Here is a 24628-nt window from a genome sequence, read left to right as displayed (position 1 = left end):
TCGCGGTCGCGGCGCCGGTGGCGGCGGGGGCGGGGGGCACGACACGAGCGGCAGCGGGCGCTGGATGGTGTCCTACATGGACATGGTCACGGTGATCATGTGCCTGTTCATCGTGCTGTTCGCGATCAGCTCGGTCGACCAGGACAAGTACCAGGAGCTCAAGTCCTCGCTCGCGGCCGGGTTCGGCACGATCGAGAACGCCACGGTCGTCGAGGCCGTGATCGACAACCCGGCCACGGAGGTGCCCGACGACGTCCCGACGGACCTCGAGCGTGCCATGGCCGAGGTCGAGGACCTGACGGCGCTGCGCGACGCGATGTCCAAGGGCCTGCAGGACTACGGCATGGCCGAGACCGTGCGGTTCGAGATCGACGAGCGCGGGCTGACCGTGCGCCTGGTCTCGGCCGACACCTTCTTCTCGCCGGGCAGCGCCGAGCTGACGGAGGAGGCCTGGTCCGTCCTGCGCGTCATCGGCCCCGTGCTCGCCCCGACGCCCTACGAGATCCACGTCGAGGGGAACGCCGACTACAAGGCGACCGTGGGCTCGCGCTACCCGACGAACTGGGAGCTGTCGTCGTCGCGGGCCACCGCGGTCCTGCGCGACCTCGTCGACCAGAGCGGCATCACCGAGCACCGTGTCGCGGCCGTCGGGTTCGGCTCGGCCCGCCCGCTCGCCGCGGGCACGAGCGCCGAGGCGCTCGCCGCGAACCGTCGCGTCGACATCATGGTCCTGTCCGCGCAGCCCGAGGCCGTGCGAGCCCTCATCCCCGAGGTGCTCGGAGGCACGCTCACGCAGGAGGACGTCGCGGCAGCGGAGGAAGCGCGCCGCGCTGCGCCCACCGACGCGCAGGGGACCTCGGGGGGACCGACCGGGCAGGGCTGACCGCGCCCGGGGCGCACGCAGGCTCCCGCACCCCCGGGTGCATAGGAGACCGACGTGAGCACGACGACACCCGTCAGGGTCCAGGGTCCCGCCGAGCGGCGCAAGGTCGAGGTCTACGACTTCCGCCGCCCGACGACGCTCGTGCGCGAGCACCACCGCATCCTCGAGATGGCGTTCGAGAGCTTCGCCCGCCAGTGGGGGACCCAGCTCACGGCGCGCGTGCGCGTCGTGTCCCAGGTGGGCCTGACCGCCGTGTCGATGCGGACCTACGACGACTACGTGGCCGACCTGCCGGTCACCACGGCGGTCGTGGTGTGCGAGATCGACGGCATCGCCCCGCGCGCCGTCCTGCAGTTCCCGCACACCGACGCCCTGACGTGGATCGCCCACATGCTCGGGGCCGGGCCCTACATCCCGGCGATCGACCGCAAGTTCACCGACGTCGAGCGCGCGCTCGTGACCTCCCTCGTCACGGAGACCCTGCGCGACCTGCGCCACTCGATGGGGCGCCTCCTCGAGACGCCCGTGAAGATCGCCTCGATCCAGCACAACTCGCAGTTCATCCAGGCGGCCCCGACGGCGGAGCTCATGATCGTGGCCGAGTTCGCCCTGCGCGTCGGGGACGTGGCGTGCACGGCGACGCTCGCGCTGCCCTCCGTGGCGCTGCTGCCCCACCTCGGTGAGGCGAACCCGGCCGACGACCCCGCCGACGCCGCGGCCCGCACCCGCAAGCACCTCGCCCGGTCCCTGGTCGACGTCACGGTCGAGTACTCGAGCGCGGCGATCACGCCCGTCGAGGTCGTGGACCTGGCCGTCGGCGACATCATCCGCCTTCCGCACAACGGGTCCCGCCCGCTCGACGTCATCGTCGACGGCCACGTCCTGGCCCGCGGCGCCGTCGGCTCGTCCGGCTCCCGCCTCGCCTGCCGCATCGTCACCACCGAGGAGAACTCATGACCACCGTGACCACCGCCGACCCCACCGCGGTCGAGGCCGCGACCGAGGCGGCCCTGGCCCTCGTCCAGCTCGTCCCGACCAGCACGCCGCTCACCGCGGCGCTCTCGGGCGGCGCGCCCGTCGGCCCGCAGGCGACGACGGCGGTCGTCGCGTCGTACGTCGGGGACCGCGGCAGCGACATGGCCCTCGCGCTCATCGACGAGTCGGCGCTCGCCGACGCGTCCGAGACCCCGACCCTCGACGTGACGGACCTCCTCCGGCCGGCCCTCGAGGCCGCGGGGGCGACGACGGGCGTCGGCGTGCTCGGAGACGTCCGTGTCGCCGACGCCACCGAGCTCTTCGAGGACGAGCAGGCCGTCGTCTTCGAGCTCTCCGCAGGGGGCGGCCCCACGGCCGGCTGGTTCGTCGTGCGGACCCGCAAGGCGCTGCGCGGGCTGACCGACGAAGCCATGACGGGCAGCCGCCTCGCGCGCATCTCGAACGTCGAGATGCGGCTCGCCGTCGTCGTCGGGCACACGCGCATGCCCGTGCGCGAGGTGCTCAACCTCGAGCCCGGGGCCGTCGTCGAGCTCGACCGCTCGGCCGGGGCCCCTGCCGACGTCCAGCTCAACGGACGGACGATCGCCAAGGGAGAGGTCGTGGTCGTCGACGGCGGCGACTACGGCGTGCGGATCACCAAGATCCTCGACGCGGACGACTGACCGTGGACGTCACCACCGTGCTGCGGGTCGCCTTCTCGCTCGCGGTCGTCGTGGGGCTGCTGTGGTTGTCGTACCGGGTGGCCGACCGGAGCAGGCGGGGGGCACCCGCAGGCCGCACCGCCCAGCTGACCGTCGTCGCCCGGCAGGGACTGAGCCCGAAGAGCGTCGCCGTGCTCCTGGACACCGGTGGCACGCGCTACCTCCTGGGGGTCACGGACTCGTCGGTCACGGTCATCGACCAGGGCCCCGCCCCCGCGGCACCCCCGGCACCCGGACCCGCGAGCCCCAAGCACGCCGTGCGCGGTGCCGCGGTGCCGCGGCTCGGCCCGCTCAACGCCGTGAAGTCCACGACCTGGTCCCGGTCCGCGGACAGCGCCGCCGGGGCGGGCGTGGTCGACCACGACGGGCCCGCCACCCAGGACGCCCCGTCCGGCACGACGGACCTGGCGAGCCCGTCGTTCGACGAGGCCGTCCTGGCCGCGCAGGGCTGGCTCGACGACGCGCTCGTCCCGTCGGGGGCGCCGGCCGGACCCGCACCGGCCGGACCCGTGCGCACGGTGACCGCGACCGCGGTGGGTGCTGCGCCGTCGGGCACGCCGGTCGCCGACCCGACCGGGCCCGCGACCACCCGCCCCTTCCTGGCCCTCGACACCTGGCGGCACGCCGCCCGCAGCGTGTGGGGGCCCCGCCGATGACCGCTGCCGCACCGGCGCGCACGCGCCGCGCAGCGACCCTGGTCGTGACCCTGGCCCTCGTCGTGCTCGCCCTCGTGGCGACCGTGCTGCTCGCCCCGTCCGCAGGCGCGGCCCCGGTCGACCCGACCGCGCCGACCGCCCCGGTCGACCCGACGGCCCCCGACGGGAGCAGCTTCTCGGTCGAGATCAACGGGCCGAACGGCGAGCCGTCGTCCTCGCTCGTCACGCTCGTCGGCATCACGCTGCTCTCGCTCGCGCCGACGCTGCTGCTCATGATGACGTCGTTCACCAAGATCTTCGTGGTGCTGTCCCTGACGCGCAACGCGCTCGGCACCGGCACCGTGCCCCCCAACATGGTCCTCGCGGGGCTCGCGCTGTTCCTGTCGATGTTCATCATGTGGCCCGTGTTCGGCGAGATCAACGAGGCGGCCGTCCAGCCCTACCTCGAGGGCGCGACGACGTTCAGCCAGGCGCTCGACGCGGGTGCTGCCCCCCTGCGGGAGTTCATGCTCGCCCACACGCGCGAGGAGGACCTCGCGCTCATGACGCGCGCCGCCGACCTCGAGAACCCGGCGACCATGGCCGACGTCCCGCTGACCACGCTCGTCCCCGCGTTCGTGATCTCCGAGCTGCGCGCCGCGTTCATCATCGGCTTCGTGGTCTTCGTGCCGTTCCTCGTCATCGACCTCGTCGTCGCCGCGGCACTCATGAGCATGGGCATGATGATGCTCCCGCCCACCATGATCTCGCTGCCGTTCAAGCTGCTGCTGTTCGTCCTGGTCGACGGCTGGGGACTCATCACGACCTCGCTCATCGGCTCGTACGGGGTGGTCTGACGTGGAGACGTCCGCCGTCCTGGACATCGCGACGCAGGCGATGATCCTCGCCGCGAAGCTCGCGGCCCCCGTCCTGATCACGTCGCTCGTGGTCGGGTTCTCGATCTCGCTCGTGCAGTCGGTGACCCAGATCCAGGAGGTCACGCTCTCGTTCGTCCCCAAGGCCGCGGCCGTGGCCGTCGCGCTCATCGTGTGCGGCAACTGGATGATCGGCGAGCTGGTCTCCTTCACGCACGCGATGTTCGACCTCATCCCGTCGCTGCTGGGCGGCGGCTGACGTCGGTGACGTTCGACATCGACCAGGCGTGGCTCCAGGCGACCCTGCTCGCCGGGGTCCGCCTGGCCGCGTTCATGACGCTCGCGCCCCCCTTCTCGCACCAGGCCATCCCGCGCCAGGTGCGCGCCATCCTCGCGGTCTCGCTGGGCCTCGTCGTCTCGGGCAAGGTCGCCCCCACGTACGAACCGGTCGGCACCGCCACCTTCTTCGCGCACGTCATCGCGGAGGCGGCCACGGGGGCCATGCTGGGCGCGCTCGTCATGATCGTCTTCTCGGCCGTGACCTCCGCGGGCTCGCACCTCGACCTGTTCGGCGGCTTCTCGATCGGCATGGCGTTCGACCCGCAGACCAACGTGAGCGGCTCGCAGTTCACGCGCCTGTTCGCCCTGGCCGCCGTGGTCCTGATGTTCACGTCGGACGCCTACCAGCTCGTGATCCTCGGCCTCGCCCGGTCCTACGACGCGGTCCCCGTCGGGGCGTTCGCCGGGGTCCCGGCCGAGTCGTTCGTCGCGGCGCTCACGGGGTCGTTCGTCGCGGGGATCCAGATCGCCGGCCCCATCGTCGTGGTCCTCTTCCTGGCCGACGTCGGGCTGGGCCTGGTCACCCGCGTCGCCCCCGCGCTCAACGCGTTCGCGCTCGGCTTCCCGCTCAAGATCTTCCTGACGCTCTCGCTCGTCGGGACCGTGCTGGTCGCGCTGCCGCACGCCCTGTCCGCCCTCACGGAGCAGGCCCTCCGGCTCATGGGAGGTGTGGGCTGATGGCGGACACGTCCGAGGAGAGGACCGAGCAGGCCTCCGACCGCAAGATGAAGGAGGTGCGGGAGAAGGGCCAGCTCGGTCGGTCGCAGGACCTGACGGCCTGGGTGGGCATCGCCGTCGCGGGCGCCCTGCTGCCCCTGACCCTCGACGCCGCCGCGGGCGCCGCGACCGAGCAGGTCCTCTCGATCCGCACCGTGGTCGAGAACCCGGATCCGGCGGTCGCCGTGGTGCTCCTGCAGGAGGCGCTCGGCTCGGTCCTGCCCACGATCGGTGCGCTGCTCGGGGCCGTCGCGCTCGCGGCCGTGATCGGCTCGGTCGCCCAGGGCGGCCTGCACCTGAAGAAGTTCCGAGGCGAGTTCCAGCAGTTCAACCCCGTGAGCGGGTTCAAGCGCATCCTCGGTCCGCAGGCCCTGTGGAACGGCGTCAAGGCGTTGCTCAAGACGACCGTCGTCGGGGTCGTGCTCTACGTCGTGATCCAGTCCCTCATGCCCGTGCTGCTCTCCGCGGGCGGGCTGCCCGTCTCGTCCCTGCTCGAGGCCGCCGGGTCGGGGGTCAGGTCGCTGCTGCTGTGGGCGACCGCCGCGGGGATCTCCCTCGCGCTCCTCGACGTCCTCGTCGTCGCCAAGCGCAACCGCAAGAAGACGCGCATGACCAAGAAGGAGCTCAAGGACGAGCACAAGAACAGCGACGGCGACCCCATGGTGAAGTCGCAGCGCCGCTCGATGGCCCGCTCGCTGTCGCGCAACCGCATGCTCGCGGCGGTCGCCGACGCCGACGTCGTGATCGTCAACCCCACGCACGTCGCGGTCGCGATCCGCTACGAGCCCGGGAAGTCCGCGCCGCGCGTCGTCGCCAAGGGCGCGGACCACCTGGCCGCACGCATCCGCGAGAAGGCCGAGGAGTCGCGCGTGCCCATGGTCCGGGACGTGCAGCTCGCGCGCGCCCTCCACAAGACGTGCGACGTCGGGCAGGAGGTGCCGGTCGAGCTGTACATGGCGGTCGCGCGCGTCCTGGCGTTCGTCATGGCGCTCGCCCGGCGCGGGGCCGCGGCCTCGGCCGTGCCGCACCGGTTGGCGAAGCCGGCGATCGCGCCGGGGGAGTGGCCGGTCGACGACGTCGGGCACGAGCGCACGGCGTGACCTGGGCGCCGGCCCGGTGCCGCCCCCGGTACCGCTGACCCGGTACCGCCGGCCCGGGCTGCCGGCCCGGCGACGTGCATAGGAGGTCGCGGCAGCACCCGCCGCCGCTCCGGACCGGGAAGGACCAGGGTTCCGCGTGAAGAACCGCTCCCTCGCCATGATCGCCGTGCCGCTCGGCGTCGTCGGCATCGTCCTGCTGCTCGTCGTGCCGATCCCTGCCGGGATGCTCGACGTGCTCATCATCGTCAACATCCTGCTGTCGCTCGTGATCCTGCTGACGTCGATGTTCGTCTCCAAGCCGCTCGACTTCTCGGTCTTCCCGTCGCTGCTGCTCGTCGCGACGCTCTTCCGGCTGGGGCTCAACGTCGCCTCGACCAGGCTCGTCCTCGGGAACGGGTACGCGGGCGAGGTGATCAGCGCGTTCGGCCACGTCGTGGTCAACGGCAACCTGGTCATCGGCATGGTCGTGTTCCTCATCCTGGTCGTCATCCAGTTCCTCGTGATCACCAAGGGCGCCGAGCGCGTCGCCGAGGTCGGGGCGCGGTTCACGCTCGACGCGATGCCCGGCAAGCAGATGGCGATCGACGCCGACCTCAACGCGGGCCTCATCAGCGAGACCGACGCCCGCACGCGCCGCGCCGAGGTCTCCGCGGAGGCGGACTTCTACGGCGCGATGGACGGCGCCTCGAAGTTCGTCAAGGGCGACGCGATCGCGGGCGTCGTCATCACGATCATCAACCTGGTCGGCGGCATCATCATCGGTGTCGCCATGCACGGCATGCCGATCGGGGAGTCGGTCGACACCTACTCGATCCTGACGATCGGCGACGGGCTCGTGACGCAGGTCCCGGCCCTGCTCATGGCCGTCGCGACGGGCATGATCGTGACCCGCTCCAACTCGGGCGAGGGCGACGTCGGCTCGCAGGCGTCGAGCCAGCTCGTCCAGTCGCGGCACGCCATCGCGATCGCCGGTGTCGCCTCGCTCGCGATGGCGTTCATCGAGGGCATGCCCAAGCTGCCGTTCATCGTCCTCGGGATCGGACTGCTCGTCGCGTCGCAGCAGATCAAGGTCCGTCAGGAGCGCACCGAGGTCGCCCGGGCCGCGGCCGAGCAGCTCGAGCAGGGGGCGGCCGCGTCGTCGGACGGCACCGAGAACCTGATCGAGCAGATGCGCGTCCACGCGCTCGAGATCCTGCTCGCCCCCGACCTCGTCGACCTCGTGACCGGGGCCCACGACGACCTGCTCGGACGGGTGCGCGCCCTGCGGCGCAAGATCGCGATGGACCTGGGCGTCGTCGTGCCCCCGGTGCGCACCCGGGACTCGATCGAGCTGGTCGCGTCGACGTACGCCGTGCGGATCGCCGGCGTCGAGGCCGGCCGTGGTCAGGCCCCGGCGGGCAAGGTGCTCGCGCTCGGGGACAACCTCGGTGCGCTGCCCGGGCAGGCGACGGTCGACCCGGTGTTCGGCATGGAGGGCAAGTGGGTCCCGATCGAGATGCGGCACAGCGCCGAGATGGCCGGGGCCACGGTCGTCGACCGCGTCTCGGTCCTGGTCACCCACCTGTCGGCGATCATCTCCGCGAACGCCGCGCGCCTGCTCTCACGTGAGGACGTGCGCGTGCTGACCGACGAGGTCAAGCGCACCAACCCGTCGGCCGTCGACGAGCTGACGCCCGCGCTGCTCTCGCTCGCCGAGATCCAGCGCGTGCTCCACGGGCTGCTCGAGGAGCGCGTGGCGGTCAACGACCTGCCGCGCATCTACGAGGCGCTCGCCCTCGCGGCCAAGCGGTCCACGGACCCCGAGCACCTCGTCGAGTCGGCACGAGCGGCGCTCGGCCCCGCGATCCCGGCACGGCACACGGTCGACGGCACGATCCGGGTCGTGACCATCGCCCCCGCGCTCGAGCAGGCCATGCTCGCGGGGCGCCAGCCGGGAGGCGAGCACGGCTCCGTGATCGTCGTGGACCCGGCCCGTCTCGACGCGTTCCGCACCTCGGTCACCGAGCGCGCCGAGGCGGCGCGGGCCATGGGCTACGACGTCGTCCTGGTCTGCGCGCCGTCGCTGCGCCCCGCCCTGCGCCGGCTGGTGGCCACGCAGCTTCCCGAGCTGGCGGTGCTCTCCTACACAGAGGTCACCTCGGGCAACGCCCTCATCGAGACCGTCGGGGTGGTGAACGATGCCCCGGCGATTGCTGCTCGCGGGTGACACCCTGGAGGCGATCCTCGACGACGCCCGGCGTGCGCACGGACCCGACGTCCGGATCGTGTCCGCCGAGCGCATCATCACGGGAGGCATCAAGGGCCTCTTCGGGAGGCAGCACTACGAGGCCGTGGTCGAGGTGGGGGACCCGGCCTCGGTCCGGGCACCCGACCACCCCGTCCGGTTCCCTGCCGCTCGCCGGGCGGGGATCGCCGCGCTGCTCGACGACGCCGACGGCGCCGACCGGCTGGTCCCCTCCCGTGCGGACGACCTCGAGGTGTCGACGCGGGGCGACGGCTTCTCGGCCCTGCTCGACGAGCTCATCGCCGACACCGCGCTCCCCGAGCCCGACCGCGGTTCCGCGGTCCCCGGGCCGTCGAGGGCACCTGGTGACCTCGTCGCGCTCGTCGGGCTGGGCGACGACCCCGTCCGCGTCGTCCGCGCGGTGCACGACCGCCTCGGCCTGCTGACGGGGAGCGCCGGGCGCGCCCGCGTCGTGGACGGCCTACGGGTCACCGATCGTCGCAGCGCCACCGAGGCGCGCGCTCGCGGGGTGCACGCCGGCACCGCGACCGCCGTGGCCGTGGGGTGCGGACCCGACGTCGCGGACGCCGTCCGGATCCTCGTCGACCTCGCGCCCGAGCAGGTGTGGGTCGTGGTCGACGCCTCGCGCAAGCACGAGGACACCGCAGCCTGGGTCGGCGAGCTGCGGGCGGCCGTGCCGCTGCACGCCATGGCGGTCGTCGGCCGGTCGTCGACGCGCACCCCCGAGACCGTCAACCTCCTGGGGCTGCCCGAGGGCTGGGAAGCGGACTGAGCGACCACCCGGCCGCATAGGTGCTCGCGGAAGGTCAGGACGACATTCGCGAACGTCAGGAGGACGTCGATGCTGGTGCTGGGGCGCAAGGTGGGGGAGCGGATCCTCGTGGGGGACGACATCGTCCTGACGGTGGTGTCCGCGGGCCGTGACGGTGTGCGGATCGGGATCGAGGCGCCCAGGGACGTGCGGATCCACCGCGCGGAGATCGTCGACCAGGTGGCCGAGGACAACCGTGCCGCCGCAGCAGGCGAGGGGACGGCAGCCGACGTGCGTGCCCTGCTCGCGCTGCGCTCGCTGTCCTGAACCCCCGACGACGCCCCACGACGTCCGGGCAGGTCCTGCTCCCGTCGGTGTCGGGGCGACGCGGGACGTGCGCCGAGGCCCCGGCCGAGGGTCCCGGGCTACACCCGCGGGCTCGGCTCCTCGCGGTCGGAGGCGTGGCTTGCTCGGCTCCGACCCCGGCTGCGTGCCTTGTCGGTGTTGGCGTTGGTCCGGCGATCCTGGTCGCGGCCGTCCTGCTTGCCGTCCCGCCGGTCGTCGTCGCGGTCGTTGCCGCGCCCCTTGCTCTGCCGGCCGTCGTCGCGTCCCGTGTCCCGGTCCTTGTCGCGTCCCCACCCCCGCCGGTCGTCGTCATCGTCGTCGCCGCGCCGCTCGTCGTGCTCGTGCTTCTCGCCGCGTCCGGTGTCGTGATCGTGACGGCCGCCGCTGTTCCCGGGGCGCCCGTCTCCCGGCGTCGTCCAGGAGCCACCGGACCCCGTGCCGGGTGCGGGCACGACGGGGGAGACGGGTGCGTCGGGCACGTCGGGCACGTCGGGCACGATCGGCGTGGTGGGCACGACCGGTACGACGGCCGCGTCGGGCACGGTCGGGTCGGGAGTCGGGGTCGGGGTCGGCTCGGGTGTCGGGACGGACGGTACGGGGACGGCAGGGGCCGGTGGGTCGGGGGTGGGAGACACGTCGGCGGGATCCTGGTCCTTGCTCCCCGGGACGAGGGTCTCCCACAGTCCGATGATCGGCATCGTCAGCCGGTCGACGAAGGACACGTTCGACGTGCCGGGGGCGTCCGCGGGGCGTTCCTCGGCGGGTGCGACCGCAGCCCCGACCATGATCGTGACGGAGGACAGCAGGGCGGCCGCGCCCCATCGAGCCGACCGTCGTGCGGTGAGCCGCCGACCCGGGGTGGCGCCGACCGGGCTGCGGGCGTGCCGGGCGGGGCCGAGGGGTCCGGTCGCCGAGCGCGGTGCGCGGCCCGTCGCCGTCGTGCTCTCGAACGGGCTCGCCGCCGTGGCGGAGAGCTCCGTCCGGACCGGGACGTCCGCGACGGGCTGCTCGGTGCCGGTCTCGACCGGCACACCGACGGAAGCGTTCTCACGGACGGCGAGCAGCGCCGCCCGCTGGGTCGCGAGGCGCTGCCGGTGAGGTGCCACGGTGATCGCACCCTGGGCCGCCGCCCGGCGGACGGCCCGCGCCGACTCGCCGCGCACGGAGAGGGTCCACGTCCGCGGGTCGATGCTCGTGCGCCCGGCGACGACGTCGAGGAGCAGCGCGCGCTGGACGGCAGCGACGGCGTCGAGCGCCGTCGCCCGGTCGGCGGGGGCGAGCTCGTAGGCCCGCACGACCCGACGTGCCTCGCGCGCGAGGTCGCCCGCCCGGGCCGCGAGCAGCTCGGTGAGCGCGCTCTCGCACGCGGTGACCGGCAGCGCGGGGAGGCCCGCGAGCGCGCCGGCACCGGCAGGGAGTCGTGGCGCGGGACGTGCGTCAGACACGCATCGATCTCCCCTGCTCACCGGCGGGCAGGACGGGACGGCGGCCGCCGCTGCTCCGGTCCTGCGGTGCTGCCGGACCTCTGCGCGACGCACGCCTCGCCGTCGTCCCCGTCCTCGGTGCTGCGGAGCGCGGGCCGGGGGCCGCGCTCACGCGGACTCCAGGAGATCGGCCCCGATGCCCATGGCGCGCAGGTGCTGGGCGGCGAGCTCGCGGGTCCGGTCGATGTGCGCCAGCGTGCTGCGGCGGGGGAGCCCGAGAGTCCGGGAGATCCACACGACCGTGTCCTGCCCCGGCAGGGGGCCACCCCCGCCGTACGCCTCCGACATCCACAGGGCGGCGACCCGGCCGCGGGTCGAGTGCTCGGCCCGTGCCGCGTCGACGACCGCGCGCACGAGGTGGGGGGCTTCGACGGGGTGCAGCGCGCAGCCCTGGTCGTCCGGGACCGGGGGGAAGGAGTCGAGCGCCTCGTCGAACGGCAGCGCGCCCGACAGGACGAGCTCGTCGGCCTCGGTCACGACCATGCCCTGACGGACGACGTCGGAGCGCTGGGCGCCCAGGCGGTCGTTCGTGGCCTGCACGGCCTCCTGCACGGTCGGCACCGTGCCGCGCAGCGCGGCGAGCTCCGCCCGGGTGCGAGCCAGCTCGCGGCGGCGACGCTGCGCCGACACCATGCCCGACGCCGGAGCGGTCGCGTGGTCCACGAACGAGCGGACCTTGGGCCGTGCGGTGTAGACGACGATCGCGAGGAAGGAGCGCATGGTGGCCAGGTACGTCGGGTCCTGCCTCGACCGTTCGAGCATCTCCCACACGGTCTCCGTGACGATCGACTCGACGTCCTCGAGGTGCTGGGCGGCCTGCACGGAGTTCACGCGGCACAGCCGTGCGGCGATCCGGCGCCAGGTGTCGCGGTGCTCGGCGATGAAGGCGGACACCTCGGTGCGGTACCGGGCGTCGTCGTGGAGAGCGACGATGCGCTCGACCTCCGCACGGACGGCGTCGGAGGGCGCGTCGGGGTCGTCGCCGATGGGCTGCTCCTCCGCAGCATGCGGGGAGCGCAGTTCACGCGCCCGGTCCGGGCACGTGCCGGATGGGGGCCGCACGTTCATGCCCTCAGCATGCGGCCGCTTCGCACTACTTTCACGTCTGAACACGGTTTTCACACCGGAGTTCACCCTCACTTCTCGGGAACGTGTGCCATGGATGGTGAATGCTGGTGAGCACGGCGCGCCGGGTGCCCAGGAAGTTCACCCGCCCGCGCCCCGGAGGGGTTCGTTCGCCTCTTATGCACAGGCACTGGTGATGGATACACTTCCGCGTCAGCGATCGCTCGCTGACCTGGGCGCGGACACGCACACGAGCAGGAGGTGGAGCATGGGCGGCACGACCTGCGCACCGTCCTCGACGACGAGGCCTTCGAGGGGCGAGCGCCCCGCGACCGCGATCACGTCGGACCGTGCCGCTGCCTCGTCTCGGGCGCGTCGCCGGCGTGTCGGGGCGACGACGCGATGAGCCCAGCGATCCCGTGGGACGACACCACCTGGGCGGCGTGGGCCGTCGGGCTCGTCGAACCCCTGATCGACCCGTACGACCGTGTCGCCGACCTCGAGTCGATGCAGGCCCAGGCCCAGGGCCACCGGTTGCGGGCCGTGACCCTCCTCGCCGGCACGCTCACCGACCTCCTCGACTCCCTCCCGGACGGGGACCCGTGGCGCCACGTGGACGCCTCGACGTTCGGTACCTACCGGGACGGGCTGGACCTCGTCCCGACCGAGGCCACGGAGATCCGCGAGGACATCGGCCTCGCTGCCCTCGCCCGACCGCTGGGTCGTGACGGTGCACGGCTCATGAGCGACGCCGAGCACGGGTGGGAGAACGTCGCGCACCGTGCCAACGAGCTCGCCGAGCCGGTGCCGGCGCTGGCGAGGGCCGTCGCGTGGGCCTCGTGGCGCCGTCGGGTCTACGTCGGCGAGGACACCTACCCCGTCCTGGTCGCCTTCTCGTGGCTGCGCCGGGCGGCGCTCGTCGCGTCGGGCCTCCAGATCGACGACGCGGAGTCGCACGAGAGGACCAGGGCCTCCGCCAAGATCGTCGACGACCTCGTCTGACGCGCGCGGCCTACCACCACCGTTCGTGCCGGGCCGACGCCGGGTCCACGTGGTCGGACACGATGAGCCCCAGGTCGATCCCCTTCGCCAGCGCGTCCTCCCGTCGCCGCACCCCGAGCTTGCGGTAGACCGAGCGGAGCTGGCTCTTGACCGTGTTGACCGAGACGGTCAGGCTCAGCGAGATCTCGGCCGCGGTCGCGTGGCGTCGCAGGCTGTCGAGGACCACGATCTCCCGGTCGGTCAACGCCTGCGGGAAGCCCACCATGGTGGTGAACGTCTCCGGGACGTGACCGGCCGAGGCCAGGACGCGCTGCGCCGTCTTGTCCTTGCTGCGTGCGGCCAGGTCGACGAGGGCGAGGAGCTCGCGCCGTGGCGGCAGGGTCAGCGCGAAGCGCAGCCCGCGGTCGTCGGCGATCGCGGCCAGCTTGCCGAGGGCGTCGCACGCGTGCGCCTCGTCGTCCCCGTTGACGAGGGCCGCCGCGAGCAGCACCGAGTGCGCGACCCGCGACCGGGGCGGTGCGTCGACGGCCGGGGTGTGCTCGACGAGGACGTCGCGCGCGACCTGCCACGACTCGGTGAGCAGCGCGAGATGGGCCCGCAGGAGAGGGGCGTGGGAGGACGTCGGGGACGCGACGCGCAGAGCTGCGTGGACCGCGCCCAGCCGACCGCGGGCCAGGTCGAGCAGGCCGCCGGCGTACCCCAGCCGGTCGCTGTCCTGCACGGAGATCCGCTGTCGTCCGCGCTCGGACTCGATGTAGCGCCGCAGCCGTTCGGCGCCGAGGGCCGGTTCGAACGACAGCAGGTCGACGGACGCCTGGGCCAGCGCGAACAACGGACGGGACTCGAGCGTCGACAGGTACGGGCGGGCGGCGTCGAGGTGCGCCTGTGCGCCGTGCGCGTCGAACGCCTCGACGCACACCAGGGCCCGCGTGAGGCGGTAGAGGTCCTGGCCGCGGCCGGGGAGCACCTCCTCGTGCGGGGAGGCCTCGACGATCTCGAGGTCTCGTCGTCCCTCGGGCATGTTGCCGTGGACGACGTGGACGAGCGCGCGCAGCGTGAGCCCGTACACGGTCCGGGGGTTCTCGTCGGGGGAGTCGCCGAGGTCCTCGAGGATCGCGAGCGCCTCGGTCGACGACCCGCCCCGTGCCAAGGACCGCGCGATCTCGGCGCGCAGCCGCGGCAGCTCGCGCGTGAGCGCCCGGCGCTCGGTGACACGGAGCTCGGTCAGCATGCGGGCGGCGCGCCGCGCCGGGTCGAGCGCGCGCTGCGCCGAGCCCGTGGACCGTAGCGCGAGGCTCTCGAGGACCTCGAGCGCGACCCGCTCGCCCGGCGGCGTGGGGCGCGTCCCGGACCGCAGCCCTGCGAGGGCCGCGTGGTAGAGCTCGACGGCCTCGTCCCGGCCTCCGGGCACGCTGTCGTGGTGGAGCGCGAGAGCCCCCGCGAGCAGCGGCCAGTGACTCAGCTCCGGCACGGGGACCGCGCGCAGGACGTCGAGGCCGGCGAGCGTGCGCTCCTCGAAGACCTGGGCCCAGCTCCGGGCGACGGCAGCCGAGGCGATCGCGAGGTCGCCCGCGGTCACGGCGTGCCGGACGGCTTCGAGGACGTATCCGTGCTGCTGGTACCACCGAGCGCTCGCGACCTCGGCCGAGCGCGCCTCCTCGGGGTCCTGTCTCCGGCAGGACTCCAGCAGGAGGGACCGCACGACGGGGAACAGCACGAAGACGCGCCCCGTGGGCTGCCGCTCCCACGTACCGAGCCCCCGGGCCTCGAGCTCGGACAGGAGCTCGGGGGCCGCGGGGTCGAGGGTCAGCGCCACCGCGAGGTCCGCGGTGAGGACCTCGGGGACGACGCACCGTGCGAGGAGGCGGTCGAAGCGTCGCCGGTCCGGGCCGTCGAGCTGCTTGTCGACCGCGGCACGGAGCAGCTCGTCGGCGACCTGGACGTGCGCGGGGGTGCCGTGGGAGCCCGCCAGCTCGGCCGCGAGCATCGCGACCCGCAGGTAGAGGGGCTGACCGCCCGTGCTCAGGTGCGTCTGTGCGGGGTCGAGGTCCGCGCCGACCTGGCGCAGCACGCGCGCCGTCTCGTCCAGCGTGAGCGGGAGCTGGTCGGCCGTGATCACGGTGCGGTTCAGCTCGAGCCCGACGACGGGTGCCTCGAGGACCGAGCTCGTCGTCGTCGCGAGGGCCACCGACAGGTGGGGGCAGGCGCGCAGCAGGTGCAGGAGGTCGTCGTGCACCTCCTCGCCCAGGACGTGCTGGTAGTCGTCGACGACGAGGAGCACGTCTCCCGTGACCATGAGCAGCGCGTCGGTGAGGCGGGTGACCAGGGCGTCGGCGGTCAGGTCCTCCAGGCCGGTGGTCCCCTCGAACCTCAGCAGACCGATCTGCGTCGTGCGCCGTGCGACGGTGCGCCACAGCTCCGAGCGGGTCGTGCCCGGCGTCGCGGTGACCCACACGCCCGTGGCGCAGCGTCGTCGGGCCCACTCGGCGAGGAGCGAGGTCTTGCCGCCTCCCGCCGGGCCACGGACGACACGCAGCGCGGCCTCGGCGTCGAGCCGGTCGATCAGGCGCTCTCGTACGAGCTCGAGGTGGGGTGCCCGGGGGGCACCGTGCATGCGGGCAGGAGTGGTGCTGTCTGCCGGCATCCTGCCTCCGCCCTCCCCTGAGGTGCCCCGGCGACCCGCCATCGGCCGCGTCGCCGTTGGCACTGGAGCCGGCACCGCGCCGCCTTCCGATCTGTCACCTTAGGCGACGCGAAGCCGTTTCGTGAGGAAGGGGCGCGGTGACACCCCGGACGGGTCGGCTCCTCCCGGTGCGCGGCGGCAGGAGGGGGCGTGCGTGCCGCGGGGACGCGCGGAGACGGGGTCAGGCGTCCCGCAACGGACCGCCCTGCTGGTCCACGAGCGGCAGGAGACGTTCGAGCACGTCGCCCGTGCGCAGCCCGTCGTGCTCGAACTCGTTCGTGACGAGCGCCTGCAGGTTCCCCACCCGGGCCGCGGTGTCGAGCGAGAGGTGCGCGTCGACGAACATGTCGTCGTAGTAGACGGCCGCCGCGACGGGGACCTCGTTGGCCGCGAGCGCGTCCAGGTCGTACAGCCGGGTCCAGTCCTCGCGGCGGGCCAGCTCCTCGGCCGCCCCGCGGAAGGCACGGAGCCCCGCGATCTCCTCGAACATCCAGGGGTAGATCATCTCGCCCGTGAAGAGCAGCGGGCGGGAGTCGGGGGAGAACGCGGGGTGCTCGGCGCGGACCCGCTCGGCGGCCCAGTCCGTGGCGCCGTGGCCGGACGCGTAGATCGACTCGTGCAGCACGGCGTACAGGGGGTTCGTGCGGTACGAGGTCAGGTCCCGGACCTCGCTCAGGAACGTGTCGCTCAGGTCGTCGTCGCCGTGGTCGAAGGCCTCGTCCAGCAACCAGTGCACGCGTTCGAAGCCCGGCTTCATGCCGAAGTCCTGGCCGAGCGTCTGGAGGCGACGCACGGAGAGCGTGTCGCCGTCGGGCAGGGTGACGTCACCCACCGCGATCCGGTCGGCGATGCGCGCGAGGCGCGCGACGTCGTCGGGGAAGCGTGCCGCGAAGCGCGCGTTCTTCGCGGCCGTGCGCGGGTAGGTGCGACGGTAGACCTCGGTCGCGTCGGCCTCGAGGCCCGCGAGCCCGCCCGTGACGTAGCAGGCGGTGAGCCCTTCCGGGGCGTGCGAGAGGTACGTGAGCGTGAGGAAGCCGCCGTAGCTCTGCCCGAGCGTGGCCCAGCGGCGCCCGCCGAACAGGGTGCGGCGCAGGTGCTCGGCGTCGGCGACGATCGAGTCCGCGCGGAAGTGCGCGAGGTACTCGGCCTGCGCGACCGCGTCGCCGAGCGCGGCCAGGTGGTGACCGCGCACGGCCGAGCTGCGACCCGTCCCGCGCTGGTCGAGCAGGATCACGCGGTGCGTCGCGAGCAGGGTGCCCACCCAGCCGTCCGGTCCCGTGGGGCGCGGGCCCTTGCCGCCGGGGCCGCCCTGGAGGAACACGAGCAGCGGGAGGTCCTCGTGCCGTCGGACCGGGTCGACGAGCTCGCGGGCGAAGACCGTGATCCGTCGCGGGTCGGTCTCGTCGAACCAGTCGAGGGGGACCTCGACCGCATGGTCCGTGACGTGGATGCCGGGGAGGGTGTACGCGGTCCGGTGCGCGGGGCTGGTGGTCACGGCCTCCAGCCTACGGGGGCACCAGGGAGCCGCGTGCGTTGCTTTGGGTCGTTCGTTGTTTTGACTCGATCAAAAGAAGGCCGTAGGGTCGTAGCCATGGACACGACCGGGGGACCGCGCAGCGCCACCGACCGGGCCGGAGACCTCCGCGCCCGAGGGCTGCGTGCGACGGCAGGCCGCGTCGCGGTGCTCGCCTACATCGACGAGCACCCGCACGTGACCGCCTCCGACGTCTTCCGGGCGCTCCGCGAGGAGCTGCCGTCGACGTCGCCTCAGGCCGTCCACAACATCCTGCAGGACCTGCACCAGCGGGACCTGCTCCGCCGGACGGACCTGTCCGACTCCGGCGGTGCGCGGTACGAGACCCGCACGGGCGACAACCACCACCACGTGCAGTGCGTGGTGTGCGGCCGCGTCGAGGACGTCGACTGCGTGGTGGGGCACGCGCCCTGCCTCGTGCCGTCGGACAGCCACGACATGCGCGTCTTCGTGACCGACGTGACCTTCCGCGGGATCTGTCGATCCTGCGAGCAGACGGAACCGGCCCGCGCCGCGGACTGACGCGCGCCACCGGCTCCACATCTTCACCGAGAGGAACACCATGGCGACCATCGCCCAGACCCCCGACACCACCGTTCTCGACCAGCCGTCCGTTCTCCAGGAGACCGTGCTGGTGGGGACCGTGAGCATGTCCGACCTGCGCCAGCAGCACGAGGCGCCGCGCACCCTGCGCGACGACGAGTTCGTGGCCACCCTGGCCTGCAACAGCCCCGGCGCGCCCAGCCACGTCATCGGCCGGCGTGCCGACGGCCGCGCCTACGACCGCATCGCCCTGGCCTACGAGTCGGCCGGCCGGGTCGAACGACGGATCTGGTCCCTCGACGCCGACCACGGCACCGAGGCGCGCTACCGGCTCCTCGAGGACACGGGCACGCGCGGCGGGTTCGCCGTCCACTGCGGCTGACACCGGCCGCACGACGACGGAGGGTGGGGCGCTCGACGAGCACCCCACCCTCCGTCGTCGTCCCTCCGGGGGACGGGACGCGACGACCTACTTCTCGACGTCCTCGTCGACCCAGTCCAGGGTCTTGCTCACGGCCTTCTTCCAGTTGCGGTAGAGGCGCTCGCGCTCGCTCTCGTCCATCGACGGGCTCCAGCGCTTGTCCTCGGCCCAGTTGTCGATCACGTCCTGCTCGCCCTGCCAGAACCCGACCGCGATGCCCGCGGCGTACGCCGCACCGAGCGCCGTCGTCTCCGCGACCTTGGGCCGCACGACGTCCACGCCGAGCTGGTCCGCCTGGAACTGCATGAGCAGCTCGTTCTGGACCATGCCGCCGTCGACGCGCAGCTCGGTGAGGTCGACGCCCGAGTCCGCGTTCATGGCGTCCAGGACCTCGCGGGACTGGAACGCGACGGCCTCGAGCGCGGCACGCGCGATGTGGTTCTTGTTGACGTAGCGCGTGAGGCCGACCAGGGCGCCACGGGCGTCGGAGCGCCAGTGCGGCGCGAACAGGCCCGAGAACGCGGGCACGAAGTACGCACCACCGTTGTCCTCGACCTTCTGGGCGAGCCACTCGACGTCGGGCGCGTCCGAGAACATGCCCAGGTTGTCGCGCAGCCACTGGATGAGCGACCCCGTGACGGCGATCGAGCCCTCGAGCGCGTAGCGCGCGGGCTGGTCACCGATCTTGTAGCAGACCGTGGTCAGCAGACCGTTGCGGGACTGGACCTTCTCCGTGCCCGTGTTCAGGAGCATGAAGTTGCCCGTGCCGTACGTGTTCTTGGCCTGGCCGACCTCGAAGCACGCCTGCCCGAACGTCGCGGCCTGCTGGTCTCCCAGGATGCCCGCGATCGGGACGCCCGGGAGCAGCCCGCCGGGACGCCCGACGCCGTACACCTCGGACGACGACCTGATCTCCGGGAGCATCGAGAGCGGGATGCCCATGTCCGCCGCGATGTCCTCCCGCCAGCTCAGGGTGTCGAGGTCCATGAGCATGGTGCGCGACGCGTTGGTCACGTCCGTGACGTGCACGCCGCCGTCGACGCCGCCCGTCATGTTCCACAGCACCCAGGTGTCGGTGTTGCCGAACACGAGGTCGCCGGCGTCGGCGGCCTCGCGGGCACCCTCGACGTTGTCGAGGATCCACTTGACCTTGGGGCCCGAGAAGTAGGTCGCGAGGGGCAGGCCGACGATCGACTTGTACTTCTCGGGGCCCGCGTCGCCACCCAGGTCGTCGACGATCTTCTGCGTGCGCGTGTCCTGCCAGACGATCGCGTTGTAGACGGGCTTGCCCGTCCTGCGGTTCCACACGACCGCGGTCTCGCGCTGGTTGGTGATGCCGACCGCGGCGATGTCCGTGTAGGTCACGTTCGCGCGGGTCAGGGCGAGGCCCACGGCCTCGCGGACGTTGTTCCAGATCTGCTCCGGGTTGTGCTCGACCCAGCCCGCCCGCGGGAAGATCTGGTCGTGCTCGAGCTGACCGGAGGAGACGATCTGCCCGGAGTGGTTGAAGACGATGGCCCGGGAGCTGGTGGTTCCCTGGTCGATGGCGAGAACGTAGTCGGCCATGGTGTGTCAGTCCTTCACGTCGGAGGTGTCGAGGGGGCGCCGCGCCGGGCGCGGCGGAGGAGCAGGGGGCCGTGGGCATCGCGCGGGGCGGCCGTGCCCGACGGCGGGTGGCCGCGTGACCGGGGCGGGTCGCCCACGCCCCGGTCGCGCGGGTAGGTCAGGGCAGGTGCCCGGGATCAGCCCCAGGCCTTGCCGAGGAGGCCGGCGAGCACGCCGCCGACGAGCGGACCTGCGACCGGGACCCAGGAGTAGGCCCAGTCGCTCGAGCCCTTGCCACGGATGGGCAGGAGGGCGTGGGCGATGCGGGGACCCAGGTCACGAGCAGGGTTGATGGCGTACCCGGTGGGACCACCGAGCGACGCACCGATGCTGACCACGACGAGTGCGACCGCGAGCGGCCCGAGACCGGACGGCGTGTTGCCCGACGCGACGACGAAGAACACGAGCACGAACGTCGCGATGACCTCGGTGACGAAGTTCCAGCCGTAGGAGCGGAGCTCGGGGCCGGTCGAGAAGACCGCGAGCTTGGTGGCGGCGGGCGCCTCCTCGTCGAAGTGCTTCTTGTACGCGACGAACGCGAGCACGGCACCGACGATCGCACCGATCATCTGTGCACCGAAGTAGATGAACATGTTGCTCACGGTCGGCTCGATCGTGGCCGTGAGGATCCCTTCAGGTCCCGTGACCTGGTAGAAGGGCCGGTCCGCGGTGAAGAGACCGATGGTCACCGCCGGGTTCAGGTGTGCACCCGACTTGTACGCGACGTAGACGCCGGTGAAGACAGCGAGGCCCCATCCGAAGTTGATGAGGAGCCATCCGCCGTTGAAGCCCTTGGTCTTGGGGAGGATCACGTTGGCCACGACGCCGGCACCCAGCAGGATCAGGGTCGCGGTGCCGAGGATCTCGGACCAGAAGGCGTTGAGGATGAGTGTGTCCATCAGGTTCTCTCTTTCTTGGTGGACTTCGTTGTCGCAACCACCCCGGCGCATCCGTGCGGCGGGGCCCCGGTGCGCCGCGAGGTGCGCACCGTGAGGTTGGGGGGGTGCCGCCCCCCGGTCCGTCGACGTGAGCCGAACGGGCCGGGGACCGGCGGATGAAGTTGTTCTCGGGGAGCCGAGGCTCCGGGCGGTCAGGGGATGGTCAGGAAGGCAGGCCGGTCAGGAGGCGTCGAGCGGCTTGAGCGGGGCGATGTCGTCCGCGGCGAGCCGGGTGCGCTCGGCCGTGGCGTCGTCGGGCTCCTGCTCGGCGGCCTCCTCGGCCGCCGCGCGAGCCGTGTAGGACTCGATCTCCGCAGCCCGCTGCTCGTCGCTCCAGCCGAGGAGCGGTGCCGCGATGTCGGCGATCTCCGGGAGAGCGCCGAGCCCGCGGTCGAGCACCTCGTAGTTGAGGCGCGTGCGGTGCAGGAGCAGGTCCTCCAGGTGGAGCGCACCCTCGTGGGTCACGCCGTAGCTGATCTCGGCCCGCAGGTAGGCGGGTGCGTGCTCGAGCGGCTTCGCCAGCGTGGGGTCGGCCTCGCACAGGGCGACGATGTCGCGCAGGTTCGAGCCGTAGCGGTGCAGCAGGTGGTCGACCATCTGCGGCGTCCAGCCGAACTTCGAGGCCCACGGCCGCGCCTGGCGGCGGACCGCGTCGAGGCCCACGGCGCCGATCAGCGGGATCTTGTCCGTGATCGAGGGCAGGGCCGCCGAGCGCTGGCCGATCGCGAAGTCGACCGCGTCCTTGGCCATGACACGGTAGGTCGTGAGCTTGCCGCCCGCGATGACCGTGAGGCCGGGCGTCGGCGACGCGGTGGTGTGCTCGCGCGAGACCTTGGCCGAGCTCGTGCCCTCCTTGGTGCCCGGCTGGAGCAGGGGGCGCAGTCCGGCGTACGTGCCGATGATGTCGTCGCGCGTCAGGGGCTGGGCGAGGACGGCGTTGGCGTGCTCGAGGATGTACTCGATGTCGGCCGACGTCGCCACGGGGTGCGTGAGCTCCTGCTCCCACGGGGTGTCGGTCGTGCCGATGACCCAGTAGCGGGACCACGGGATGATGAAGAGGACCGACTTCTCGGTCTGCAGGATCAGGCCGACCTGGCCCTTGATGCGCTCGCGCGGGACGACGATGTGGACGCCCTTCGAGGCGAGCACGCGCAGGCCTCCCTCGGAGCCGGCGAGGGCCTCGGTGTCCTCGGTCCACACACCCGTCGCGTTGATGACGGCGCGGGCGCGGACCGTGATGCGGCGGCCCGTCTCGAGGTCCTCGAGGATCGCGCCGTTGACCGCCCCGGTGGGGCCCTTGGTCAGCTCGACGACCTGGGTGCGGGACGCGGCGTGCGCGCCGTAGGAGGTCGCGGTGCGGATGAGGGTCGAGACCAGGCGGGCGTCGTCGACCGAGGCGTCCCAGTACTGGACCGCGCCGATCGCGGCGTCGTGCGCGAGGTCGGGGAACTTGCGCTCCATCTGCTTGCGCGAGAGGTGGCGGTGCAGGGGCAGGGCCCGCTTGCCGGGGGCCATGCTCGCGAGCGTGTCGTAGAGCGCGATGCCGGCGCCGACGTAGGCGCGCTCCCACACACGGTGCTCGAGCGGGTAGAGGAAGGGGACGGGGCGCACGAGGTGCGGCGCGAGGTCCTTGATGAGGAGGTCGCGCTCGGTGAGCGCCTCGTGGACCAGGTGGAAGTCGAGCATCTGCAGGTAGCGCAGCCCGCCGTGGACCAGCTTGCTCGAGCGGCTCGACGTGCCGGCGGCCCAGTCCTGGGCCTCGACGATCGCGGTCGACAGCCCGCGGGTCACGGCGTCGAGGGCGATGCCCGCCCCGGTCACGCCGCCGCCGATCACGAGGACGTCGAGCTCCTGGTCCGCGCTCGTGCTCGCCTCGAGCGCGCTCAGCGCTCGCTGGCGAGACTCTGCGGTGAGTCTGCTGGAAGTCATCCGATGGCCTTCTCTCGTCGTCGATCTGGTGCGTCACGGGGAGGCAGGGGGTGCGGCGCCCCTCCTGTGACGTTCCCACGGCTCCGCGTCCCGCGCTAGCGGTACGAGGCGGGGCCCAGGAGGGCGCCGTGCCGCGGCACAGCGCTGTCGAAATGCCGCTGCACGTATTAACGTCAACATGTCAGGAACGTACGCGCAAGCGCAGTGCACAAACGTGCAGACGCCGAAGGCAGAGGCAGGAGACCCGCAGATGGCGGATCGTGAGCAGGACGTCCTCCGGGCGGCCTCGATGTACTACCTCCAGGACATGAAGATGGAGGCGATCGCGAAGCACCTGCGCACGTCGCGCTCGACGGTCTCGCGTCTGGTCAAGAAGGCGCGTGAGACTGGTCTGGTGGAGATCACGCTGCGCCCCACGCAGAGCAGGGCGCCCGGGCTCGGCGCGCACATCTCCGCCACCTACGGCATCGACGCCTACGTGGTGCCCGTCCCGGACTCGACCCAGCAGGTCGACCGGCTCGACCAGGTGGCCCTCACGACGGCCCGCCTGCTCGGCTCGTGGTTCGACTCCGACATGATCCTCGGCATCGCGTGGGGGACCACGCTCGCCGCGATCTCCCGGCACCTGAGCCGCAAGCCGACCCGGGGCTCCGCCGTCGTGCAGCTCAACGGCGCGGCCAACACGCGCACGTCCGGGGTGCACTACGCGGGTGACCTGATCGCCGGGTACGGCGAGGCGTTCGACGCTCACGTGCACCATTTCCCAGTGCCCGCGTTCTTCGACTACGCCGAGACCAAGCAGGCCATGTGGCGCGAACGGTCGGTGCGACGCGTGCTCGACGTCCAGCGGCGGGCCGACGTCGCGCTGTTCTCGGTGGGCGCGGTGTCGGGAGCCGTGCCCAGCCACGTGTACTCCGCGGGCTACCTCGAGCCCGAGGACATCGCGGTGCTGGAGGCCGAGAAGGTGGTCGGGGACGTGTGCACCGTCTTCCTGCGGGCCGACGGCACCTACCGGGACATCGCGCTCAACGAGCGGGCCACGGGCCCCGGCCCCGACGAGCTCAAGCGGATCCCGCAGCGCATCTGCGCGGTCGCGGGCGACAACAAGGTCGCGCCGCTGCGGGCCGCGCTGCGGGCCGGTGTGGTGACGCACCTGGTGATCGACGAGATCACGGCCTCGCACCTGATCGAGCAGGAGACGGGGCGCATCGCGGTCGCCCGCACGCGCATCGAAACTATGCAGTCGGGTGCATGAGTACGCACTTGGGGCCGCGGAGGCGTAGATTGTCCGGGTGACGAGCAGCCCCACGACCACCCTCACGCTCCGCCCCGCACTGCCCGCGGACGTCCGCGCCATCCGCGGGCTCGTCGAGCCCTACGCCGAGGAGCGCATCCTCCTGGCCAAGGAGATGGTCGGCTACTACGAGGCCGTCCAGGAGTTCGTGGTCGCCGACGTCGGCGAGCCGGACGCCCCCCAGGTCGTCGGCTGCGGGGCGCTGCACGTCATGTGGGACGACCTCGCCGAGATCCGCACGCTCGCGGTCGACCGCGCCTGGCTCGGCAAGGGGGTGGGGCACCGGCTGGTGACCGAGCTCCTCGACCGGGCCCGCTCCCTGGCTCTGCGGCGCGTCTTCTGCCTGACGTTCGAGGTCGACTTCTTCCGCGCGCACGGGTTCGAGCCGATCGAGGGCACCCCGGTCTCGCCCGACGTCTACGCCGAGCTCCTGCGCTCGCACGACGACGGCGTGGCCGAGTTCCTCGACCTCGCCCGGGTCAAGCCCAACACCCTCGGCAACACCCGGATGCTGCTGGCGCTCTGAGGGGCGCGCTCGCGCCC

24 protein-coding genes are annotated in these 24628 nt (G+C 72.6%); 16 read left to right on the top strand and 8 right to left on the bottom strand.

The window, feature by feature from the left end:
• The first annotated feature begins 76 nt into the window (after positions 1 to 76).
• From NHG27_RS04740 to csrA, 11 genes are all read left to right on the top strand, one after another.
• Complete coding sequence (locus NHG27_RS04740; protein WP_497014915.1) at positions 77 to 883, top strand: OmpA family protein; 807 nt, start codon at positions 77 to 79, stop codon at positions 881 to 883.
• 54 nt (positions 884 to 937) lie between these two features.
• Positions 938 to 1840: a flagellar motor switch protein FliM gene (locus tag NHG27_RS04735; RefSeq protein WP_497014914.1), complete on the top strand. Its 903-nt coding sequence runs from the start codon at positions 938 to 940 to the stop codon at positions 1838 to 1840.
• On the top strand, positions 1837 to 2541 hold the full coding sequence (fliN, locus tag NHG27_RS04730; protein ID WP_497014913.1) for a flagellar motor switch protein FliN: 705 nt from the start codon (positions 1837 to 1839) through the stop codon (positions 2539 to 2541). Before NHG27_RS04735 ends, fliN begins: the two co-directional genes overlap by 4 nt.
• Positions 2542 to 2543: 2 nt before the next feature.
• Entirely contained in the window at positions 2544 to 3236 is a 693-nt protein-coding gene (locus NHG27_RS04725; RefSeq protein ID WP_497014912.1) for a FliO/MopB family protein, read from the top strand.
• Positions 3233 to 4072, top strand: coding sequence for a flagellar type III secretion system pore protein FliP (fliP, locus tag NHG27_RS04720; protein ID WP_497014911.1), 840 nt, complete (start codon positions 3233 to 3235; stop codon positions 4070 to 4072). Before NHG27_RS04725 ends, fliP begins: the two co-directional genes overlap by 4 nt.
• Position 4073: 1 nt before the next feature.
• Positions 4074 to 4349 (top strand): flagellar biosynthetic protein FliQ, encoded by a 276-nt coding sequence (locus tag NHG27_RS04715; RefSeq protein ID WP_030152072.1) that lies wholly within the window; start codon positions 4074 to 4076, stop codon positions 4347 to 4349.
• A gap of 5 nt (positions 4350 to 4354) precedes the next feature.
• Positions 4355 to 5107: a flagellar biosynthetic protein FliR gene (locus tag NHG27_RS04710; RefSeq protein ID WP_497014910.1), complete on the top strand. Its 753-nt coding sequence runs from the start codon at positions 4355 to 4357 to the stop codon at positions 5105 to 5107.
• Positions 5107 to 6246: an EscU/YscU/HrcU family type III secretion system export apparatus switch protein gene (locus NHG27_RS04705; protein ID WP_497014909.1), complete on the top strand. Its 1140-nt coding sequence runs from the start codon at positions 5107 to 5109 to the stop codon at positions 6244 to 6246. Before NHG27_RS04710 ends, NHG27_RS04705 begins: the two co-directional genes overlap by 1 nt.
• A gap of 157 nt (positions 6247 to 6403) precedes the next feature.
• Positions 6404 to 8452: a flagellar biosynthesis protein FlhA gene (locus NHG27_RS04700; RefSeq protein ID WP_497014948.1), complete on the top strand. Its 2049-nt coding sequence runs from the start codon at positions 6404 to 6406 to the stop codon at positions 8450 to 8452.
• Positions 8424 to 9263, top strand: a complete 840-nt coding sequence (locus NHG27_RS04695) for a hypothetical protein (protein ID WP_497014908.1) — start codon at positions 8424 to 8426, stop codon at positions 9261 to 9263. The genes NHG27_RS04700 and NHG27_RS04695 overlap by 29 nt, the downstream gene beginning before the upstream one ends.
• 69 nt (positions 9264 to 9332) lie before the next feature.
• Positions 9333 to 9569, top strand: a complete 237-nt coding sequence (gene csrA, locus NHG27_RS04690; RefSeq protein ID WP_497014907.1) for a carbon storage regulator CsrA — start codon at positions 9333 to 9335, stop codon at positions 9567 to 9569.
• Between the two features lie 98 nt (positions 9570 to 9667).
• On the opposite strand, the gene NHG27_RS04685 is transcribed toward csrA, so the two are convergent.
• The 3 genes from NHG27_RS04685 to NHG27_RS04675 form a co-directional block, all read right to left on the bottom strand.
• On the bottom strand, positions 9668 to 11032 hold the full coding sequence (locus NHG27_RS04685; RefSeq protein ID WP_497014906.1) for a hypothetical protein: 1365 nt from the start codon (positions 11030 to 11032) through the stop codon (positions 9668 to 9670).
• A 147-nt stretch (positions 11033 to 11179) separates the two neighbouring features.
• Complete coding sequence (locus NHG27_RS04680) at positions 11180 to 12139, bottom strand: hypothetical protein (protein ID WP_497014905.1); 960 nt, start codon at positions 12137 to 12139, stop codon at positions 11180 to 11182.
• Between the two features lie 210 nt (positions 12140 to 12349).
• Complete coding sequence (locus NHG27_RS04675; protein WP_497014904.1) at positions 12350 to 12478, bottom strand: hypothetical protein; 129 nt, start codon at positions 12476 to 12478, stop codon at positions 12350 to 12352.
• A gap of 60 nt (positions 12479 to 12538) precedes the next feature.
• Between NHG27_RS04675 and NHG27_RS04670 the strand changes: the two genes are divergently transcribed.
• A complete protein-coding gene (locus tag NHG27_RS04670) occupies positions 12539 to 13138 on the top strand; it encodes a hypothetical protein (RefSeq protein ID WP_497014903.1) in 600 nt (199 codons plus the stop codon).
• A gap of 10 nt (positions 13139 to 13148) precedes the next feature.
• Here the strand turns inward: NHG27_RS04670 and NHG27_RS04665 are convergent, their stop codons facing one another.
• Entirely contained in the window at positions 13149 to 15782 is a 2634-nt protein-coding gene (locus NHG27_RS04665) for a helix-turn-helix transcriptional regulator (RefSeq protein ID WP_497014902.1), read from the bottom strand.
• Positions 15783 to 16002: 220 nt separating this feature from the next.
• Entirely contained in the window at positions 16003 to 17316 is a 1314-nt protein-coding gene (locus tag NHG27_RS04660) for an alpha/beta fold hydrolase (RefSeq protein WP_497014901.1), read from the bottom strand.
• 96 nt (positions 17317 to 17412) lie between these two features.
• Between NHG27_RS04660 and NHG27_RS04655 the strand changes: the two genes are divergently transcribed.
• Positions 17413 to 17877 carry a Fur family transcriptional regulator gene (locus NHG27_RS04655; RefSeq protein ID WP_193718175.1) on the top strand — a complete coding sequence of 155 codons (465 nt, stop codon included), beginning with the start codon at positions 17413 to 17415 and terminating at the stop codon, positions 17875 to 17877.
• Positions 17878 to 17917: 40 nt separating this feature from the next.
• Positions 17918 to 18280, top strand: a complete 363-nt coding sequence (locus tag NHG27_RS04650) for a hypothetical protein (RefSeq protein ID WP_193718176.1) — start codon at positions 17918 to 17920, stop codon at positions 18278 to 18280.
• An 87-nt stretch (positions 18281 to 18367) separates the two neighbouring features.
• Here NHG27_RS04650 and glpK read toward each other — a convergent pair whose 3' ends face one another.
• From glpK to NHG27_RS04635, 3 genes are all read right to left on the bottom strand, one after another.
• On the bottom strand, positions 18368 to 19885 hold the full coding sequence (gene glpK, locus NHG27_RS04645) for a glycerol kinase GlpK (protein ID WP_193718177.1): 1518 nt from the start codon (positions 19883 to 19885) through the stop codon (positions 18368 to 18370).
• A gap of 176 nt (positions 19886 to 20061) precedes the next feature.
• Positions 20062 to 20823 carry an MIP/aquaporin family protein gene (locus tag NHG27_RS04640; RefSeq protein ID WP_193718178.1) on the bottom strand — a complete coding sequence of 254 codons (762 nt, stop codon included), beginning with the start codon at positions 20821 to 20823 and terminating at the stop codon, positions 20062 to 20064.
• A gap of 219 nt (positions 20824 to 21042) precedes the next feature.
• Entirely contained in the window at positions 21043 to 22791 is a 1749-nt protein-coding gene (locus NHG27_RS04635) for a glycerol-3-phosphate dehydrogenase/oxidase (protein WP_193718179.1), read from the bottom strand.
• Between the two features lie 250 nt (positions 22792 to 23041).
• Between NHG27_RS04635 and NHG27_RS04630 the strand changes: the two genes are divergently transcribed.
• Together NHG27_RS04630 and NHG27_RS04625 are read left to right on the top strand one after the other, a co-directional pair.
• Positions 23042 to 24046, top strand: coding sequence for a sugar-binding transcriptional regulator (locus tag NHG27_RS04630; RefSeq protein WP_193718180.1), 1005 nt, complete (start codon positions 23042 to 23044; stop codon positions 24044 to 24046).
• A 37-nt stretch (positions 24047 to 24083) separates the two neighbouring features.
• A complete protein-coding gene (locus tag NHG27_RS04625) occupies positions 24084 to 24611 on the top strand; it encodes an amino-acid N-acetyltransferase (protein WP_497014900.1) in 528 nt (175 codons plus the stop codon).
• Positions 24612 to 24628: the final 17 nt, after the last annotated feature.

The sequence above is a fragment of the Oerskovia sp. 140933 genome, from assembly GCF_059651515.1.
Note: the sequence above shows the minus strand (reverse complement) of the source record. Positions and strands in the feature narration are given on the sequence as shown.

Coding starts and splice junctions, on each gene's coding strand:
- NHG27_RS04740 (WP_497014915.1), top strand. CDS start 77: ATGGACATGGTCACGGTGATCATGTGCCTGTTCATCGTGCTGTTCGCG.
- fliN (WP_497014913.1), top strand. CDS start 1,837: ATGACCACCGTGACCACCGCCGACCCCACCGCGGTCGAGGCCGCGACC.
- fliP (WP_497014911.1), top strand. CDS start 3,233: ATGACCGCTGCCGCACCGGCGCGCACGCGCCGCGCAGCGACCCTGGTC.
- NHG27_RS04705 (WP_497014909.1), top strand. CDS start 5,107: ATGGCGGACACGTCCGAGGAGAGGACCGAGCAGGCCTCCGACCGCAAG.
- NHG27_RS04700 (WP_497014948.1), top strand. CDS start 6,404: ATGATCGCCGTGCCGCTCGGCGTCGTCGGCATCGTCCTGCTGCTCGTC.
- NHG27_RS04695 (WP_497014908.1), top strand. CDS start 8,424: ATGCCCCGGCGATTGCTGCTCGCGGGTGACACCCTGGAGGCGATCCTC.
- csrA (WP_497014907.1), top strand. CDS start 9,333: ATGCTGGTGCTGGGGCGCAAGGTGGGGGAGCGGATCCTCGTGGGGGAC.
- NHG27_RS04680 (WP_497014905.1), bottom strand. CDS start 12,139: ATGAACGTGCGGCCCCCATCCGGCACGTGCCCGGACCGGGCGCGTGAA.
- NHG27_RS04670 (WP_497014903.1), top strand. CDS start 12,539: ATGAGCCCAGCGATCCCGTGGGACGACACCACCTGGGCGGCGTGGGCC.
- NHG27_RS04665 (WP_497014902.1), bottom strand. CDS start 15,782: ATGCCGGCAGACAGCACCACTCCTGCCCGCATGCACGGTGCCCCCCGG.
- NHG27_RS04655 (WP_193718175.1), top strand. CDS start 17,413: ATGGACACGACCGGGGGACCGCGCAGCGCCACCGACCGGGCCGGAGAC.
- NHG27_RS04650 (WP_193718176.1), top strand. CDS start 17,918: ATGGCGACCATCGCCCAGACCCCCGACACCACCGTTCTCGACCAGCCG.
- glpK (WP_193718177.1), bottom strand. CDS start 19,885: ATGGCCGACTACGTTCTCGCCATCGACCAGGGAACCACCAGCTCCCGG.
- NHG27_RS04640 (WP_193718178.1), bottom strand. CDS start 20,823: ATGGACACACTCATCCTCAACGCCTTCTGGTCCGAGATCCTCGGCACC.
- NHG27_RS04635 (WP_193718179.1), bottom strand. CDS start 22,791: ATGACTTCCAGCAGACTCACCGCAGAGTCTCGCCAGCGAGCGCTGAGC.
- NHG27_RS04630 (WP_193718180.1), top strand. CDS start 23,042: ATGGCGGATCGTGAGCAGGACGTCCTCCGGGCGGCCTCGATGTACTAC.